This window comes from Mesorhizobium sp. WSM4989 (assembly GCF_029625795.1).
In the GTDB taxonomy this organism is placed as follows: domain Bacteria; phylum Pseudomonadota; class Alphaproteobacteria; order Rhizobiales; family Rhizobiaceae; genus Mesorhizobium.
On sequence record NZ_JARTVN010000001.1, the window covers coordinates 603,280 to 620,873 of the forward strand.

A 17,594-nucleotide genomic window follows, 5' to 3' on the forward strand; every position below is an offset into this window, starting at 1 on the left:
GTCAGACGATTATCAAAGTGTTATCCACCTGTTGGCAAGACTGCTGCGGCTGAGGATCGAGGGGGACCGATTGAAGGTTGGTTCGAAGACGGGCGCAATCTCTACGCCTAAGCGGCAGTCAAGCCACAAACCCCGCAGGGTGTGTGTCGTTTCCGAAGTCGAGTTCGGCTCTACGGTTACCGCTGATCCAGGGTCGGCGACGTATGCGCTGGCGCAGCATCTGGCGAAAATCGGCGACACGGTCACGCTGCTATGGGTGCCGAGCCCGCTCGGCAGCCAGCCCGACGAGCAGGAGATCGACAGGCTCGCCAAATGGAGCTTCGATAATTTCCTGGTGCGCCTCGAGCTGCTGCCGCGGTCACCCGAATTGCTGCGTGGCCTGGAGTCCAGCGACAAGAATTCCGTAGCCGTCTACCACTACCTCAAACAGAACCCCTTCGATGTCGTCTATTTCGCGCTTGAAGGCGGGCTGGCGCATTTCCCCACCGTCGCCAAGCGCACGGGTGTCTTTGCCGACCCTCCCATCCTCGTGGTGCTCGCGCATGGGCCGCTCATGTGGGATCTGGAGGCTAACGCCAGGGCGATCGAACGCAAGGAGCAGATGACCGTCGCCCATATGGAGAGGACCTCCGCCGAGACCTGCGACCATCTCGTCGTCACAGGCCAGTTCCTGCTCGACTGGATGACCAAGGCGGGGTGGAGACTGCCGGCCAGCCAGCACATCGCGACGCCGTTGCAGCCGGAGGAGTGGCGTTCGAACTTCGCCGTCGATCACTACCGGCCCCGGGAAAAACCGGCCGCCGAGGTGGTTCATTTCTCGGGCACCAAGACGCGAAGCGGACTGACGCTGTTTTGCGACGCACTGGATCGCCTGGCCGAGATTGGCGTGACGGACCTGGCCGTGACGATCGTCGGCGCATTTGGTCATGTGCTCGGCGAACATTCGGGCGGCATGATCCTGCGGCGCGCCCGGCATTGGCCCTTCAAGCTGAAACTGCTGCCCATCCGGGACGAGCCCGAGATCTTTCGTTACCTGCGGCAAAGCCATGCGCTGGTGGCAATCACGCACTCGGCCGCGCAGCTCCCGCTGGATGTGGTGACTTGCCTTGACGAGAAGATCCCGTTCGTCACGACGGACGTCGGCAGCATGCGCGGGCTGCTTCAGCCGGAGTCCGCCGAGGCGGTCATGGTGGAGGCATCCCCCTCCGCGATCGCGGCCAAGATCCAATCCGTGCTCGAGAGCCGCTCGTTCGGTCCGGCAAAACCGTTGCTTGACCGGGAAGCGCGCGAGAAGGCCTGGAGCAAACTGCACGTCAAATTGTGCCGACATCCGGCCAGAGCCGACGGCCCAAGCCGGAACCGCAGCCGACCGCCGCTGGTATCCATCATCACGGCGCACTACAATCGGGCGCGGCTGTTGCCGCAGGCGATTGCCTCGGTCCGGCGCCAGGACTACCCCAATATCGAACTGATCGTCGTCGATGACGGCAGCACGGATCCGGATGCAATTCGGCTGCTCAATGACATCGAGCCCGAGTTCGAGCAGCGCGGCTGGCGGATCATCCGGCAGAAGAACGGCTTCCTCGGCAAAGCGCGCAACACCGGTATTCGCGCCGCCAAGGGGTCCTTTATCCTGTTCCTGGACGACGACAACGCTCTCTTCCCCAACGCGGTCAGCACGTTCGTGGCCGGCATGCAAAAGTCCGGCGCCGATATCTGCACGACTTTCGCCAAATGGCTCAACGAGCCTTTCGTGCCGCCGGACACCAAGAGCGGCTATATGCTCTACTTTCCGGTCGGCGGTCCGCCGGACATCGCGCTGATTACCAATCCGTATGGCGACGCCAACGCGATGTTCCGGCGCGAGGTGTTCGACAAGGTTGGCTACCTCAACGAGGAGCGCGGCTTTTCGGCGAGCGATTGGGAATTCTTCCTGCGCGCCGATCTCGCGGGTCTGGAAATCGCCACCGTGCCGGAGCCGCTGTACTGGTACCGGTCTTCGCCGGCCGGCATGAACCGCAATGCCGAGTGGCTGAGGAATCGCCGGCCGATCATCGATGTGTTTCGAAAGCACAAGTTCGCGCACACCGACATGTTCGTGCAGCTCGGCATCAGCTCGAACACTGCCGATCATGAGAAGGACCTCAACCTCTGGAACCTTGAACTGCGCGTCAAGGACGAACGGTATCTGCGGCTGAGCGCAGCCTCCCCCAACTCCGCGGACGCAGTGCAGTTGCTGGCCGAGATTGCGGCGCGAGAAGGCAGGGCCGATACGGCCATTTCGCTGCTCGCTCACGCCGGACGGTCCGACTTCACGCTGGGCGTCGTCGAACTGCTCAACGCCGCCGCTGAAGAAACAGTGCCGGAACTCCATTCCTCGCTCTACAGCGAGCGCTACCTCCCGGTCGAAGCCCTGCGCCGCGCCTATGTTGGCTCGCATCCGGCTGCCGATGCGGATCTCTTGAGCTATGTCGAGCAGTCGCCGGACCAGCTGTTTGTCCAAGCCACCGCCGGCACCGTCTCAATGGCGCTGCTGAAGGGCGTCTGTCCGGCGGGGACGATCAGCGCCAGCTGCTGGGTCTATCTCGATGAGGCACTGACCGGACCGGCGCAGTTCCAGATCGCGATCGTGGACGCGGAAAACCAGACCTTTGACCAGCTCGCCCGGCTCCTCGAGGATGGCGACGGGAACGGTTGGGCCGATGTCAGCCGCCCGCACGAACCACGCGAGATCGCAACGGGCGTCCACTCGCCTGCTCCCGGCAGACGCGACCTGCTGCTCGCCGTCAGATGCGGTGGCAATCGGCCGGACGCTCGGGTGCTCGGGGGCTTTTCAAGCATTCAGGTCCGAAATGTGGTTTCGACCGGTGGTAAGCACCCGCGTCTCAACGCGCCGCAAGAACGTCAACGCATGCGGCGGCTGACCGGCGAGGAGCTGAAGCGCGCAGCGCTTGTAACGAACTATCCGTCCGAGTTGCCGGCATTGCTGGTCGCCGGGGACAATGGCGGTATCTTTTTGCGGCCGAGCATCCATGGCCCGGTTGTCGCCGCCCTCAATTCGACTTTCCCGACCTTTGCCCGCAGTGTCATCGCCACGGTGGAGATCGCCCACGAGGATGCCTCGCCGTTCGAATTCGCCATGGCGCTGGGCCGGCCGGAAGAAAAACTGGTCTGGAAAAACGACACGCCGGTCGGCGCGCTGGCATTCTCCGGATGGACGCGGATTTCGAAACCTTTCGAGTTGCACGATTTGAAGGTTTCCGTCCGGGAGATCGACCGCAAATGGCTGACCATCTATCTGGCCATCAAACTGCCGCGCGGTTCGAAGCCGATGCCGTCCAACGCCTTCTGGCGCAAATTGCTGCTCGTCTGGGACTGAAGGCGGGAGCCCGCCAATCGCGCGAACGTGACCTTTCATGGGTGCGAATCAGAGGTGCGAAGTGCGATAAGAACAGATCGGGTCAGTTTGGAAGGGCGCCAAAGAAATGAAAAGTATTGTCGGCCTTGTCCTGGGCCTTTTCATCATTCCCGTCAGTACCGCATTTTTCACAGCCGCCGCCCAGGAGCGCGACGTCGGGCCGAAGTGCACCCAGTGGAACTCGTACCGCGTCCTGTTCAAAAAGGGCGACAGCAAGATTTCCGACGAAACCGCGAAAGGGCTGGCGGCATTCGTCAAGGACGCCGGTCGCGATTGCGGCTACCGGGTCTACGCGACGGCCAGCAAGGAAGGCGCGTACGACAAGGCGGACGGCATTGCCGGCCAAAGGCTGAACGCCACACGCGCGTTTTTGAAAGCGCAGGGCGTCAAGCCCGAAATGGTGCTGGCGCTTTCTCATTGGGTCGACGATAGCGCCAGCGATAAGAACCAGGCGCGGAGCGCTATCCTGTATACCTTGCCGAAGCAAGGGATCTCCTGCCGGCAGTATGAAAAGCGAAGCCCTGCCCAGGTCGCCCTCTTCTTCGACAGCAGATCCTCGGTGATTTCACCCCCGGTCAAACGCGACCTCGAGAAGTTCGCCAACAGCATCAAGGATACGCGTTGCAACGTGGAACTGACGGCATTGGCCGCCAAGGAGATCACGGGCGCCAATGCGGCAAAGACGAACAAGGACCTGGCCAAGCAACGGATCAAGGCGATCATGGACATCATGACCGCGATTGGCATCGACAGCGACCGCCTCATCGATACGAATGTTGAGTATGTCGGCGACAAGAAGCCGAATACCGCCAAAAATCGCATGGCCACCGCATCGCTGATGTAGCGCGCCTGCCGCCGACGAATGTTACGACTTTGAAACGCCACCCGTGCTCGGTGGGGAATGTCCGTCGAGCAAATCAAGAAGACTTGTCTTCGGGGTTAAAGTGCATATCGCCGGCCAAATCCACCGACAGGTGAAGGACCTTCCGCCCAGCACGAAAATCAACAAGACGACGATCAGCGACCGCTGATCACTCTCACGCCTTGCGCTCCCAGCGACGGTCGGGCGTCTGCTGCCAGTAGGTCACCGCGTGGCCGGCTTCCTTCATCGTCTTCCAGTGGCTGCGCGCGCCTTCGAGCTGCGCTGCGTCGTGGCCGTCGAACAGGAAGACGGCGCGCTCGTAGCCCGAAAGCTCGGGCGGGTGCGCACCATCGACCAGGAAGCGGATCTGGGCAGCGTTGGGGTTGCCCTCCCCCGTGGTGAGCAGGATCGGCTGCTCGGCCGGATAGGCTTCGCGGTCGGTGGCGTGCGCGAGGAAGGAGTCGTCGCGAAACGTCCACAAATGCTGGTCGAGCGCGTCCCGCCGTTCCTCCGTGCCGGTCTGCACGACCGCGCGCCAGCCGCGCTCGACACTGCGCTCGAGCAGGCCCGGCAGGGCTTCCTCAAGCGTCGATTCGGTCAGGTGGTAGAACAGGATGTCGGCCACGACAGCCTTATCCTTCGTAATGGTCGCGCACCAGCCTGTCGAGCAGCCGTACGCCAAAGCCGGAGCCCCAGGACTGGTTGATCTCGCTCGCCGGCGCGCCCATCGCGGTGCCGGCGATGTCGAGATGCGCCCAGGGCGTGTCCTTGACGAAACGCTGCAGGAACTGCGCGGCGATGATGGCGCCGCCATAGCGGCCGCCGATGTTCTTCATGTCGGCGTTCTTGGACTCGATCAGCTTGTCGTATTCGGCGCCAAGCGGCATGCGCCACAGCCGCTCCTGCGTCGCTTGGCCGGCGCCGAAAAGCCTGCCGGCCAGCTCGTCATTGTTGGAAAACAGGCCGGCATAGTGCTGGCCAAGCGCGACCATGATGGCGCCGGTCAGCGTCGCCAGATTGATCATGAATTTCGGCTTGAAGCGATCGTTGGTGTACCAGAGCGCATCGGCGAGCACCAAGCGGCCTTCTGCGTCGGTGTTCAAGACCTCGATCGTCTGGCCCGACATCGAGGTGACGATGTCGCCCGGGCGTTGAGCATGGCCGTCGACGGCGTTCTCGACCAGGCCGATGACGCCGACGATATTGGCCTTGGCCTTGCGGGCGGCCAACGCACGGATCAGCCCGGTGACCGCGGCGGCTCCGCCCATGTCGCCCTTCATGTCCTCCATGCCGGAGGCCGGCTTCATTGAATTGCCGCCCGTGTCGAAGGTGACGCCCTTGCCGATGAAGGCGATCGGCGCGTCCTTGGCCTTGCCGCCCTTCCATTGCATGACGGCCATGCGGGCGCCACGCGGCGAGCCCTGCGCGACGCCAAGCAGCGAGCCCATGCCGAGCCTTTTCATCTCCTTTTCGGTGAGGATCTCGACCTCGACGCCGAGCCCTTCCAGTTCCTTCGCGCGAGCGGCGAACTCGACCGGACCGAGCGTATTGGCCGGCTCGTTGACGAGATCGCGCGCAAGCAGCACGCCTTCGATAACCGCCTCTTCCGCGGCGAAGGCCTTCTTGGCGGCGGAAGGGTCGGCGCAGTGGATGGTTATCTTGGCCGGCTTTGCGGTTTCGGCCTTTTTGCTCTCCGCCCCCTTCGCGTCGGATTGGCCGTCTTCCTTGTCCTTCCTGGTCTTGTATTTGTCGAAGCCGTAGCTGCGCAGGAGGATGCCGGCGGCAAGGTGCGCCGCCTGCCTGCCGTCCGGCTGGAGGTCCGGAAGATCGAGGATGACAGCGACTTCCACAGCCTTGCGCAGCGCGGCGGCAACCGCGCCGCCGAGCTTCAGCCAGGCGTAGTCGTCGAGGCTTGCGACCTTGCCGGCGCCGGCGGCCACCAGCCGGTCGACAGAGGTTCCCTCCGGTGCCAGCACTTCCACCGAGCTCGCGAACTTGCCGGAGAAATCGGCGACCGGAAACGCGCGCGCCAATGCGCCAGCCGGGTCGCAGGCCTTCGCGGCATCGCCAAGGCCGCCGCCGTCGGCCGCAAGCACGAAGACGCTGCCTTTTTTGGGCGCGGCGAATTTGGCGAAGGCAATCGAAGGTCTCGAAGTCATCAGATCCTGCTTCCGGGGTGAGGCGCCGCGAACCGGCTTTTAAGCGTGCGCGACATTTGGTCGTTTTCGGCCATTTGGCAAGACTTTGGCCGAAATCGCTGTCTATATCGGCGCCGAAACCAACCAAGGATTCGTCGCGGCGGAACGCAAGCTTTATGCCGCAACCTGTTGTTAACCATCAATGTTTCGCATTTCTTATTCATTGACGCGGAGACTCCGCCGCGCCGGGCGCGTGGCGTGGAGAGGACAAACCAGATGAGCCGCCTATGGACCCGGTTGTGCAGGCGTCGGCGGATGACTACCTTGTCGGCGGGCATGATGCCGTTCGGCACAATCGAGAAAAGCCTTCATGAAGGTCGTTGAACGCTACATCATGCGTCGCGCTACCGCGATGTTCCTGGCGGCGCTGGCGTGGACACTGGCGATCGTGTGGACGACGCAGGTGCTCGCCAAGATCGACTTGGTCACCGACAGCGGCCAGTCGGCGTTGACCTTCTTCGAAGTCGCAGCCCTGATCATCCCCTCGATCGTCCCGATCGTGGTGCCGTTCGCGCTTGTGGTCGCGGTGGCGCAGACGCTGAGCGCCATGAACACGGATTCGGAGCTGGCGGTGATCAACGCCGCGGGCGCCTCGCGTTGGGCGATCGCGCGGCCGATCCTTCTGCTGGCGCTGGCGGCCAGCGTCTTTTCCTTTGCCGTCGATAACGGCGTCGATCCCTATGCCAGGCAGAAGAACCGGCAGCTGGTGGCGGCCTCGCGCGCCGACCTTCTGTCACTGATCATCCAGGAAGGCACCTTCCGTAAGATCGACGACGGCCTGTTCCTGCAGATCGGCGAACGGCTCCCCGACAACAAGCTCGGTGGCATCTTCGTCGCCGATTCGCGCGAGGAAGGCGCCAACCTCACCTATTACGCAAAGACCGGCAGCATCGTCGAAAAAGGCGACGAGAAGGTGCTGATGATGAATGACGGCGTCATCAACCGCAAATCGGTGACCGGCGACCTTTCCGTCATCCGTTTCACCTCCTACGCCTTCGACCTGTCGGCCTTCATGTCGGCGGCGAACGAGATCACGCTGCTGCCCAAGGACCGGACGACGCCATACCTGCTCGACCCGGATCCCAACGACAAGATGTACCAGCGCAATCCGGGCAGCTATACGGCCGAGGTCAACCAGCGCTTCTCCGAATGGTCCTATTCGCTGGTCTTCGCGCTGATCGCGCTTGCGGTCGCAGGCGACGCGCGCTCGCACCGCGAGGCGCGCATCCATCCGCTGATCACCGCAATCGCAATCGCCCTTTTCGTCCGCTGGCTTGGCTTCTTCGCCGCCGGCAAGGCCGACAAGGTCTGGTACTACGCTTATATGGTCTACGCCGTTCCGATCGTGGCGTCGGCGGTCTCCGCCTGGTTTATCGTCTCGTCGCGGAGCATGGAACTGCCCGCCGCCTGGGCCGACTGGATGACGAATCTCGCCGGCCGCGTCAGCGAGGGCTGGACGGCGCTCAAGCTGTGGCTCGCCCGGCGCGGCACCTCCGGCCAGGGAGCCTGACGATGGGCTGGACGCTGGGCCGCTATTTCTTCTTCCGCTACGTGTCGATCACCATCTGGTTCTTCCTCGGCCTTTTGGCGCTGGTGTTCCTGATCGATTTCACCGAACTCTCGGGCCGCACGACCGGACTGCCGGGCTTCACCTACGGCACCGCCTTCGCCATTTCGGCGCTCAGGATGCCGATGATCATGCTGCAGACGGTGCCTTTCGTCGGGCTGTTTTCGGCGATGGCAACGCTGGTGTCGCTCAACCGCCGCTACGAGCTTGTCATCGCGCGCTCGGCCGGGGTTTCGGCCTGGCAGTTCCTGTTCCCGTGCTGCGTCGGCGCGCTGATGTTCGGCCTGTTGTCGGTCGGCGTGCTCAACCCGATCGCCGCGCACGGCTTTTCCTGGTCGGAGCAGATGGAAAACCAGCTGCGCGCCGGCAAGTCTAACGCCGTCACGGAGGACACGACGCCCTGGCTGAGGCAAAAGACCAACTCCGGCGACACCATCATCGGCGCCCGCGCCATCCTCAACCAGGGGCTGGAAATGGCGGACGCGGTATTCTTCGTCCTCGACCAGCAGGGCAACATCGTCGAGCGCAAGGACGCCGCGCGCGCCTTCCTGCGCGACGGCTACTGGGAATTGCAGGACGTCAAGCTGTTCAAGGACGGCAACATCCGTGCCGAGACCTCCGACCGCGTGGCCACCAACCTCAAGCCGGAATTCGTGCAGGAACGCCTGGCGCGCCCGGAAACCATCCCGTTCTACGATCTGCCGGCAAAGATCGAGGTTGCCCGCTCCTTCGGCCTCAAGGCAAATGCCTTCGCCATGCAGTTTGATTCGCTGGTGGCGCTGCCGTTCCTCCTCGTCGCCATGACGCTGATTGCGGCAACAGTTTCGATGCGATTTGCGCGGATGGGGCAGTCGGCGACGATGATTCTGGGTGGCGTCCTGGCCGGCTTTCTGCTTTATGTCGTTTCGGTACTGGTCAAGGCATTCGGGGTCGCCGGATTCGTGCCTACAATGGTGGCTGCATGGGTTCCGGTTGTCGTGGCTATGTTCTTCGGGGTGACTTTTCTGCTATACAAGGAAGACGGCTAGTGAGGGAGGCTGGTTTGCGCAGCCATAGGCAGGCCGGCCTGGCACGCCTTTATGGGGCGACAGCCTTGGCATGTTTGTTCGCTTGCGTGGTACCGACGGTGCCGGCGCTGGCGCAGACCATCACGGCGAAGCCTGTTCCCTCCGGCACACAGATGCTGCTGGCCGCCGATACGCTCGTCTATGACAACGACAAGCACACGGTGACGGCCGTCGGCGGCGTGCAGATCGACTATGGCGGCAACAAGCTCGTCGCCCAGCGAGTGGTGTACAACCGCGATACCAAGCGCCTCGTCGCCAGCGGCGCCGTCGAGCTCATCAACAGCGACGGCACCAAGATCAATTCCGAGCATATCGACATCACCGACGATTTCGCCGACGGCTTCGTCAACGCGCTGCGCGTCGAGACGGTCGAGAAGGCCTATTTCGCCGCCGAAAGCGCCGAACGCATGGGCGGCGTGCTGACGACATTCCACAACGGCATCTACACCGCTTGCGAGCCTTGCGAGGACAAGCCCGACTCGGCGCCGACATGGCGCGTCAAGGCGAGGAAGATCATCTGGAACGGCGAGAAGAAGACGGTTCGGTTCGAGAATGCGAATTTCGAGTTCTTCGGCTATCCGCTTGCCTATTTGCCAGCCTTCGAGATCGCCGACCCGACGGTCAAGCGCAAGAGCGGCTTCCTGATCCCCGGCATCGTCTACAACAACAACCTCGGCGTCGGCCTCAAAGTACCCTACTATTTCGCGCTCTCGCCGACCTATGACCTGACCGTCACCGGCAGCGGCTACACCAAGCAGGGCTTCCTCGGCGAGGCCGAATGGCGGCAGCGCTTCAACAATGGCGAATACAGCCTGAAAATCGCCGGCATCAATCAGCAGGATCCGGACGCCTTCATCGGCACGGGCAATCGCTTTACCGTCGATTCGGGAGAGCCAAACGATCCCAACAAGTTCCGCGGCATGATGGGCACCAAAGGCCAGTTCGCCATCAACGAGCGCTGGAACTTCGGCTGGGACGTGCTGCTGCAGACCGACAAGAATTTTTCGCGCACCTATAACATCGACGGCTACAACGACCTCGTCCACCAGTCGTCGATCTATCTGACGGGCCTGAGCGACCGTAATTATTTCGACGTCAGGGCAATGCGATTCGAGGTGCAGGAAGACACGCTGTCCAGCGACCCGACGGCGCGCTCCGCCAAGCAGCCCTGGGTGCTGCCGTCGTTCGACTACGCCTATATTCCCGACATGTCGGTGGCGGGCGGGCAGTTGTCGCTCAATGTCAATGCGCGCGTCATCAGCCGGGACCGGCTGGACGCGGTGCTGGCCAATCCGCTCGACGACACTTCCATTAACAACGTGCGCGGCCTCGAGGGCCAGTCCAGCCGGTTGACGGCGGAGGCCGAATGGAAGCGCACCTTCACCACCGATGACGGACTGCAGCTGACGCCGCTGCTCGCCTTCCGTGGCGACGCCGGCTATGTGTCGACCACATCCGAATCGCTGGCGGCGGTCAACCAGATGGCGGCGAATCTCGGCGAGGATGTCGACATGCGCTCCTCGCTCGCCCGCTACATGGCCACGCTCGGCCTGGAGATGCGCTGGCCACTCCTGTTCTCGATGTCGAACTCCAGTCATGTCCTGGAACCGACAGCGCAGATCTTCGTGCGGCCGAACGAGCAATATGTCGGCGGGCTGGCCATTCCGAACGAGGACGCGCAGAGCTTCGTCTTCGACGCCACGACCCTGTTCGAGCGCGACAAGTTCTCCGGCTACGATCGCATCGAAGGCGGCACGCGCGCCAATGTCGGCTTCCGCTACTCCGGCGCCTATGGAAACGGCTGGGGCACCAACGCCATCTTCGGCCAATCCTACCAACTGGGCGGCGAGAACTCCTTCGACGCGCCGGACCTCGTCAATGTCGGCGCCTATTCGGGCCTGCAGACCGCCAAGTCCGACTATGTCGGCCTCATCGGCTTCAACAGCCCGAGCGGCTTCTCCGGCTCGCTCAGCGGCCGGTTCGACGAGCAGACATTCGAGGTCAGGCGCGCGGAGATCAAGGCGGCCTATTCCGGCCTGCCGGTTTCGCTCAGCGCCAAATATGCCTTCATCCAGGCGCAGCCGCTCTACGGCTTCGCCACGGACCGCCACGAGGTCACGCTCGGAGCCTCTACGCACCTGGCCGAGAGCTGGCGGGTCTTCGGCACCGGCACCTACGACCTGGAGACAAGCGTCCTGGTTAAGGACGGCGTCGGCTTCGCCTATAACGATTCCTGCTTCACCTATGTGATGACGTTCTCGCAGACGCGCGATACGGTCACCAAGGAGGTGTCGCAGAATATCGGCTTCAACCTGTCGTTCCGCACGCTCGGCGATTTCGGCTCGTCGACCAGCGGCGTCGACACGATCCAGTAAGCGGAGGCAGCGCCGGTCACGGCGTGCGCCGTCGCTGGCGTGAAGCTTGGTTTGGCGCGTGATCCTTCGAAAGTGGGGCCCATTCTCGGGGTCATGCGCCGGCGACATTGTTTCGCCGCATAGGACGGGCATGGGGTCGACCACATAGCGCATGCGTTCGGAGGACGTGCGGCGCCGTCGTGGCGGATAGGAATTGGGAAGGTGAGATGAGGAAATACCTGTTTTCGGCAGGATTCGCGCTGCTGGTGGCGGCGACCTCGGTTTCGATCGCGGCAATGACGCCGCCGGCATTCGCCAGCCAGATCAAATATGTCGTCAACAACATACCGATCACCACCGGCGACATCGCCCATCGCGCCGCATTCTTCAAGCTGCAGCGCAAGAAAGGCGACGCGGCCAAGGAAATGATCGACCAGACGCTGCGGCTTGCCGAGGCCAAGCGGCTCGGCATCCGCATCACCGACCAGCAGGTCGACGCCGCCTATCAGCGTTTTGCCTCCAACAACAAGATGCCGCTCGCGAAGCTCGACGCCGTCATGGCGCAGTCGGGCGTCACCAAGGAGCATTTCAAGGAGTTCATCCGCGCGCAGATGGCCTGGAACCAGGCGCTTGGCGCGCGCTACCGCTCCGGCGAGGGTGGCTCGGTGACTGAGCAGGATGCGGTCCGCCGCATGCTCGACAAGGGCGGCTCCAAGCCGAGCGCCACGGAATATATGCTGCAGCAGGTCATCTTCGTGGTGCCCGCTTCCGAGCGCTCGGCCACGCTTGCCAAGCGCAAGCGCGAGGCCGACGCCATGCGTGCCCGCTTCAACGGCTGCAACACCACGCGCGAATTCGCCAAAGGGCTGATCGACGTCACGGTGCGCGATCTCGGCCGCGTGCTGGCGCCGCAATTGCCGTCGGACTGGGCCGAACAGATCAAGGCGACCAAGGTCGGAGGGGCGACGCCGACGCGCGAGACCGAACGCGGCGTCGAGTTCATCGGTATCTGTTCCTCGCGCGAGGTTTCCGACGACAAGGCCGCCCAGATGGTGTTCCAGGCCGAAGGCGGCAGCAACGACAAGGACGCCGACGAGCTCAGCAAGAAATATGTCGAGGAACTGCGCAAGAAGGCCACCATCGTCGAGCGATAGGCCGTTGCGGCGCATGACAGAACAAGGCTCGAGCCACCCGCCCTGCTTCGAAGCAGGTATGGCGCCCCACGTGACGCCATGAGCGCAAGTAGGACCGACGCGCCGCTGGCGCTCAGCGTCGGCGATCCATCCGGCATCGGGCCCGAGATCGCCATCACCGCCTGGCAGGCGGGCGACAGCGCCGGCGTGCCGCCCTTCTACCTGCTCGCCGACCCTGCCCTGATCAAGGCGCGGGCGCGTCAGATCGGGGCCAACGTGGCGATCATGGAGACCTTGCCGGGGCAAGCGGCACACCACTTTCCCCGCGCATTGCCCGTCGTGCCACTCTACGCCCGGCATCTGGACAGTCCCGGAAAGCCGAATTCGGCCAATGCCGCGGGCACCATCGAAGCGATCGACCGCGCCGTCGCCGACTGCCTCGCCGGCCGCGCCGCAGCGGTGGTCACCTGTCCCATCGCCAAGAAGCCGCTCTACGACGCCGGCTTTCGCTTTCCCGGCCACACCGAATACCTGGCGCATCTGGCCTCGCGCCACACCGGCGCCGAGGTGACGCCGGTGATGCTGCTTGCCGGGCCCGAATTGCGCACCGTTCCGGTCACCATCCACATCGCGCTTGCCGAGGTGCCGAAGGTTCTGACGAGCGAGCTGATCGTGGCCACAGGACGCATCACCGCGGCCGACCTCGAGAGCCGCTTCGGCATCGCGCGGCCCAGGCTCGCCATCGCCGGGCTCAATCCGCATGCCGGCGAAGGCGGCGCGATGGGCGCGGAGGATCTGTCGATCGTCCTGCCTGCCGTTGAGGCGCTTCAGGCCGAGGGCATCGACGCCGTCGGGCCGCTGCCGGCCGACACGATGTTCCATCCGCAGGCACGCGCCGGCTATGACGCAGCCCTTTGCATGTATCACGACCAGGCGCTGATCCCAGCCAAGACGCTGGGCTTCGACGAGGCCGTCAATGTGACGCTCGGCCTGCCCTTCATCCGCACCTCGCCGGACCACGGCACGGCGTTCGACATCGCCGGCAGGGGCATTGCACGCGCCGACAGCCTGATCGCGGCGCTGAGGCTGGCGCGCCGCCTCGCCGACAGCGGCCGCCGGACTGCGGCGGCATGAGGCTCGATTTGAGCGGGGGGCGCACGACCATCGACGGATTGCCGCCACTGCGCGAGGTGATCGAGCGCCACGGTTTGCAGGCGAAGAAAGCGCTCGGCCAGAACTTCCTGCTCGACCTCAATCTGACGAGCAAGATCGCGCGCGCGGCCGGCGACCTCAGCGAGACGACCGTGATCGAGGTCGGGCCCGGCCCAGGCGGGCTGACCCGGGCGCTGCTCTTCAACGGCGCCAAACGGGTGATCGCCATCGAGCGCGACGAGCGCTGTCTAGAAGCGTTGGCGCAGGTGTCCGGCCATTATCCAGGCCGGCTCGAGGTCATTCCCGGCGATGCGCTGAAGACGGATTTTGCCGCGCTTGCCGGCACGACGGACGGCAGCCCGGTGAAGATCGCCGCCAACCTGCCCTACAACATCGGCACGGAGCTTCTGATCCGCTGGCTGACGACGGCAGACTGGCCGCCCTTCTATCAATCGATGACGCTGATGTTCCAGCGCGAGGTGGCCGAGCGCATCACCGCAAGCCCGGGCAGCGGCGCCTATGGCCGGCTCGGCGTGCTTGCCGGCTGGCGCACCGAGGCAAAGATCGTCTTCGACGTGCCGCCGCAGGCTTTCACTCCGCCGCCGAAGGTCACGTCCTCGGTGGTGCATCTGGTGCCGCGTGCATCTCCCCTGCCCACCGACGGCAAGAGGCTGGGCCGCATCACCGAAGCCGCCTTCGGCCAGCGCCGCAAGATGCTGCGGCAAAGCGTGAAGAGCTTGGGCGGAGAAGCCCTGCTCACTCGCGCCGGCATCGACCCGACGCGCCGGGCCGAGACGCTGAGTGTGGAAGAGTTCGTAAGGTTGACGAACGCGGTGTAGCCTGCCGGCCTCCTGCTCCCCTTGTGGGAGAAGGGGAGGCACTGCCTCTCACTCCGTCTTCTCGTCCAGCAAGCCCGAGATGAAATCGAACAGGCCCGGCCGACGGTCGCGGCGCAGGCGCTCGGCTGTAACGATTGCACGCACCTCGGCAAAGGCGCGGTCGAGATCGTCGTTGACGATGACGAAGTCATATTCCTTCCAGTGCTCGATCTCGACGCGGGCATTCTTCAGCCTGGTCTCGATGACCTGCTCCTGGTCCTCGGCGCGGCGCTTCAGGCGCGCCTTCAACTCCTTCATCGAAGGCGGCAGGATGAAGATCGAGACAATGTCGGCGCGCATCTTCTCCTTGAGCTGCTGGGCGCCCTGCCAGTCGATGTCGAACAGCATGTCGCGGCCTTCGGCAAGTGCTGCCTCGGCCGGCTCGCGCGGCGTCGCATAGAAATTGCCGTGCACCTCGGCCCATTCGAGCAGCGCGTCGGAATCGCGCAGCCGTTCGAACTCGCGCATGGTGCGGAAAAGATAATGGACGCCCTCGATCTCCGAGCCGCGACGCGGCCTGGTGGTGACGGAGACCGACAGCTCCAGGCTCGAATCGCTTTCCAGAAGATTGCGCGCAATCGTCGACTTGCCGGCGCCCGACGGCGACGACAGCACCAGCATCAGCCCGCGGCGGCGGATGCGGGACCCCAGATCCCTGGCGGCCGTAGGCTCCTTGGCAACCATCCCCGTCACTCCAGATTCTGAACCTGCTCGCGAAACTGGTCGACCACCGCCTTGAGCTCCAGCCCGATCGCGGTGACCGCGGCGGCATTCGACTTGGAACACAAGGTATTCGATTCGCGATTGAATTCCTGCGCCAGAAAATCGAGCTTGCGGCCGACGGCGCCGCCGCTGGAAAGCAGCGCGCGGCCCGATGCGACATGCGTCTTCAGCCGGTCGATCTCCTCGCGGATATCGGCCTTGGTGGCGAGGAAGGCCGCTTCCTGATGCAGACGGACCGCGTCGAGATTGGCCGACGCATCCATCAGCAGGCGGACCTGTTCGGTGATGCGCTCGCGGATCGCCGCCGGCTCGCGCGACGGGTCGGCCTCGGCCTTCAGCGTCAGCGCCTCGATGGCGTCGATATGGCCGGACAACAACTTGCGCAGCGCGGCACCTTCGCTCTGCCTTGCCTGCTCCAATCCGGCCAGCGCCATGTCCAGCGCCGACAGGATCGTCGCGTCGAGGGCGGCGCGCTCCTCCTCGGTCTCGACCGTCTCCAGGATGTCGAGCACGCCGCGCAGCGCCAGCAGACCGTCAGCCGTCGCCGGCGCGGTGCCGAACTGCTCCTGGAGGCGCTTGGCCAGTCCCGCCAGGTCCTTCAGGAACGCCTCATTGACCACCGGCTGCGCCTGCTGGGCGGCGGCGCGCGCGACAGTCAGCGTTGCCTGGAAATTGCCGCGCGCGAAGCGCTTCTGCACGGTCTGCCTTACAGCGGGCTCCAGCCGGTCGAAACCCTGCGGCAGCCTCAGCCTGACCTCGACGCTCTTGCCGTTGACCGATTTGACTTCCCAGGCGATCGACGTGCCGTCGAGCTCAGCGACGGCTCGCGCGAAACCGGTCATGCTCTGCACGTTCATGATGCGTGTCACCCCTTGACGCAGGCCCGGCGCGATTGCCCGAGCATGCGCCCCTAGCAAGACGCCGGACCTCTGGCCAGCGTCGGATGTCCCCTCAAAACATGAATACGGCCCGGCGTCAAAGGAGGCGGGCCAGATCCGGCAATCAGCGCGGCCTACTGGGCCGCGTCGCCATTTTCGCCGCTGGCGCCTGCACTGGCACCGTCGTCGGGAGTGGCCGGCGCCGTCGTCTGGCCGGAGGCCTTGGCCGCCGCATCGGCCTGCTTCTTCTGCACCGCCCGATAGCGGGCGACGTTCTGGTTGTGCTCTTCCAACGTCGCGGCAAAGACATGGCCGCCATTGCCGTCGGCGACGAAATAAAGGTCGTCGGTCTTCGACGGATTGGCCACCGCCTCGAGTGCGGCGCGGCCCGGATTGGCGATCGGCGTCGGCGGCAGGCCCTTGATCAGATAGGTGTTATACGGCGTCTGCTTCTCGATGTCGGACTGATAGATCGGCCTGTCGGCCGGTTTGCCCTTGCCGCCGAAAAGGCCGTAGATGATGGTCGGATCCGACTGCAGCCGCATGCCCTTGGCGAGCCGGTTGAGGAAGACCGCGGCCACGCGCGAGCGCTCGTCGCCCCTGCCCGTCTCCTTCTCGACGATCGAGGCCAGGATGACGAAGTCCTCCATATTGGCGATCGGCAGGTCGGGCGCGCGATGCGTCCAGACGTCCTCGACCAGCTTCTTTTGGTCCGCGACCAGCTTGTCGACCATCTGCTGCCGGGTGGCGCCCCGCGTGAAGCGCAGCGTGTCGGTCGCGATGCTGCCCTCGGGCGGCATGGCCGCCGGCATGTCGCCGGTCAGCGCCTCCTGCTCGGCCACGCGCTGCAGCGCCTGCTCAACCGTGAGCCCCTCTGGGATGGTCAGCGAATACATTACCGACTTGCCGCTCTTGAACAGCTCCATGATGTCGCGCATCGAGGCGCGCGGCTTGATGGCGTATTCGCCGGCCTTCAGCGCGGAATCGTTGCCTGTGGCACGCACCCCCAGCCTGAAGATGCGCGCATCGCTGACCAGGCCGCGCCGCTCCAGCTGGTCGGCGATCTCCTGAACGCCGGTGTTCGGCTTGACCATGAAGGTGTCGCCATTGGCGGACGGGCCCGGCTCAATGAAGGCCTGCATGCCGAAATAGAGTGCGGCACCCGAGGCAAGCACGACCAGGATGACCAACGAAAGGAAGAAATTCAGGAATACGACGACCTGGCTGCGCGACGCGCGCGAGCGTTTTGACGGCGGCGGCGTGCCGGCCTCGGGGCGCAGCGCCTCGGCGGCTGTCTTGGGCACGATCGGTCCTTGCGCCTGACGCTGTCCGAATTCTCCACCGCCGCCCGGATTTGTATTCAT

The 17,594-nt window shown here is 64.3% G+C and carries 13 protein-coding genes; 8 read left to right on the plus strand and 5 right to left on the minus strand.

Annotated elements, in window-relative coordinates; all coding sequences use genetic code 11:
- Positions 1 to 139: 139 nt before the first annotated feature.
- Both P9217_RS03140 and P9217_RS03145 read left to right on the plus strand, forming a co-directional pair.
- Entirely contained in the window at positions 140 to 3,379 is a 3,240-nt protein-coding gene (locus P9217_RS03140; RefSeq protein ID WP_278086672.1) for a DUF6212 domain-containing protein, read from the plus strand.
- 106 nt (positions 3,380 to 3,485) lie between these two features.
- The gene (locus tag P9217_RS03145) at positions 3,486 to 4,262 is read left to right on the plus strand and encodes an OmpA family protein (protein WP_278086671.1); all 777 of its coding nucleotides are present in this window, start codon (positions 3,486 to 3,488) and stop codon (positions 4,260 to 4,262) included.
- Positions 4,263 to 4,455: 193 nt separating this feature from the next.
- Here P9217_RS03145 and P9217_RS03150 read toward each other — a convergent pair whose 3' ends face one another.
- Complete coding sequence (locus P9217_RS03150; RefSeq protein WP_066995722.1) at positions 4,456 to 4,905, minus strand: DNA polymerase III subunit chi; 450 nt, start codon at positions 4,903 to 4,905, stop codon at positions 4,456 to 4,458.
- 7 nt (positions 4,906 to 4,912) lie between these two features.
- On the minus strand, positions 4,913 to 6,439 hold the full coding sequence (locus tag P9217_RS03155) for a leucyl aminopeptidase (RefSeq protein WP_278086670.1): 1,527 nt from the start codon (positions 6,437 to 6,439) through the stop codon (positions 4,913 to 4,915).
- Positions 6,440 to 6,788: 349 nt separating this feature from the next.
- Between P9217_RS03155 and lptF the strand changes: the two genes are divergently transcribed.
- The 6 genes from lptF (at position 6,789) to rsmA (ending at position 14,590) form a co-directional block, all read left to right on the plus strand.
- Positions 6,789 to 7,988 carry an LPS export ABC transporter permease LptF gene (gene lptF, locus P9217_RS03160; protein WP_095779171.1) on the plus strand — a complete coding sequence of 400 codons (1,200 nt, stop codon included), beginning with the start codon at positions 6,789 to 6,791 and terminating at the stop codon, positions 7,986 to 7,988.
- 2 nt (positions 7,989 to 7,990) lie between these two features.
- Complete coding sequence (lptG, locus tag P9217_RS03165) at positions 7,991 to 9,073, plus strand: LPS export ABC transporter permease LptG (RefSeq protein WP_127246208.1); 1,083 nt, start codon at positions 7,991 to 7,993, stop codon at positions 9,071 to 9,073.
- Entirely contained in the window at positions 9,073 to 11,487 is a 2,415-nt protein-coding gene (locus tag P9217_RS03170; protein WP_066995713.1) for an LPS-assembly protein LptD, read from the plus strand. Before lptG ends, P9217_RS03170 begins: the two co-directional genes overlap by 1 nt.
- Positions 11,488 to 11,693: 206 nt before the next feature.
- Positions 11,694 to 12,620 carry a peptidylprolyl isomerase gene (locus P9217_RS03175; RefSeq protein ID WP_066995711.1) on the plus strand — a complete coding sequence of 309 codons (927 nt, stop codon included), beginning with the start codon at positions 11,694 to 11,696 and terminating at the stop codon, positions 12,618 to 12,620.
- 78 nt (positions 12,621 to 12,698) lie between these two features.
- Entirely contained in the window at positions 12,699 to 13,733 is a 1,035-nt protein-coding gene (pdxA, locus tag P9217_RS03180) for a 4-hydroxythreonine-4-phosphate dehydrogenase PdxA (protein ID WP_095823644.1), read from the plus strand.
- Positions 13,730 to 14,590 (plus strand): 16S rRNA (adenine(1518)-N(6)/adenine(1519)-N(6))-dimethyltransferase RsmA, encoded by an 861-nt coding sequence (gene rsmA / locus P9217_RS03185; RefSeq protein WP_067330290.1) that lies wholly within the window; start codon positions 13,730 to 13,732, stop codon positions 14,588 to 14,590. The genes pdxA and rsmA overlap by 4 nt, the downstream gene beginning before the upstream one ends.
- Before the next feature lie 48 nt (positions 14,591 to 14,638).
- Here rsmA and gmk read toward each other — a convergent pair whose 3' ends face one another.
- The 3 genes from gmk to mltG form a co-directional block, all read right to left on the minus strand.
- A complete protein-coding gene (gene gmk / locus P9217_RS03190) occupies positions 14,639 to 15,313 on the minus strand; it encodes a guanylate kinase (protein WP_066995702.1) in 675 nt (224 codons plus the stop codon).
- A 5-nt stretch (positions 15,314 to 15,318) separates the two neighbouring features.
- Positions 15,319 to 16,209, minus strand: coding sequence for a YicC/YloC family endoribonuclease (locus tag P9217_RS03195; RefSeq protein WP_127242093.1), 891 nt, complete (start codon positions 16,207 to 16,209; stop codon positions 15,319 to 15,321).
- Positions 16,210 to 16,364: 155 nt separating this feature from the next.
- Positions 16,365 to 17,594: an endolytic transglycosylase MltG gene (gene mltG, locus P9217_RS03200; protein ID WP_127216282.1), complete on the minus strand. Its 1,230-nt coding sequence runs from the start codon at positions 17,592 to 17,594 to the stop codon at positions 16,365 to 16,367.

Excerpts from the sequence above, each read along its gene's own strand:
- P9217_RS03145 (WP_278086671.1), top strand. The coding sequence starts at position 3,486 with ATGAAAAGTATTGTCGGCCTTGTCCTGGGCCTTTTCATCATTCCCGTC.
- P9217_RS03155 (WP_278086670.1), bottom strand. The coding sequence starts at position 6,439 with ATGACTTCGAGACCTTCGATTGCCTTCGCCAAATTCGCCGCGCCCAAA.
- lptF (WP_095779171.1), top strand. The coding sequence starts at position 6,789 with ATGAAGGTCGTTGAACGCTACATCATGCGTCGCGCTACCGCGATGTTC.
- lptG (WP_127246208.1), top strand. The coding sequence starts at position 7,991 with ATGGGCTGGACGCTGGGCCGCTATTTCTTCTTCCGCTACGTGTCGATC.
- P9217_RS03175 (WP_066995711.1), top strand. The coding sequence starts at position 11,694 with ATGAGGAAATACCTGTTTTCGGCAGGATTCGCGCTGCTGGTGGCGGCG.
- pdxA (WP_095823644.1), top strand. The coding sequence starts at position 12,699 with ATGAGCGCAAGTAGGACCGACGCGCCGCTGGCGCTCAGCGTCGGCGAT.
- rsmA (WP_067330290.1), top strand. The coding sequence starts at position 13,730 with ATGAGGCTCGATTTGAGCGGGGGGCGCACGACCATCGACGGATTGCCG.
- gmk (WP_066995702.1), bottom strand. The coding sequence starts at position 15,313 with ATGGTTGCCAAGGAGCCTACGGCCGCCAGGGATCTGGGGTCCCGCATC.
- P9217_RS03195 (WP_127242093.1), bottom strand. The coding sequence starts at position 16,209 with ATGAACGTGCAGAGCATGACCGGTTTCGCGCGAGCCGTCGCTGAGCTC.
- mltG (WP_127216282.1), bottom strand. The coding sequence starts at position 17,594 with ATGAATACAAATCCGGGCGGCGGTGGAGAATTCGGACAGCGTCAGGCG.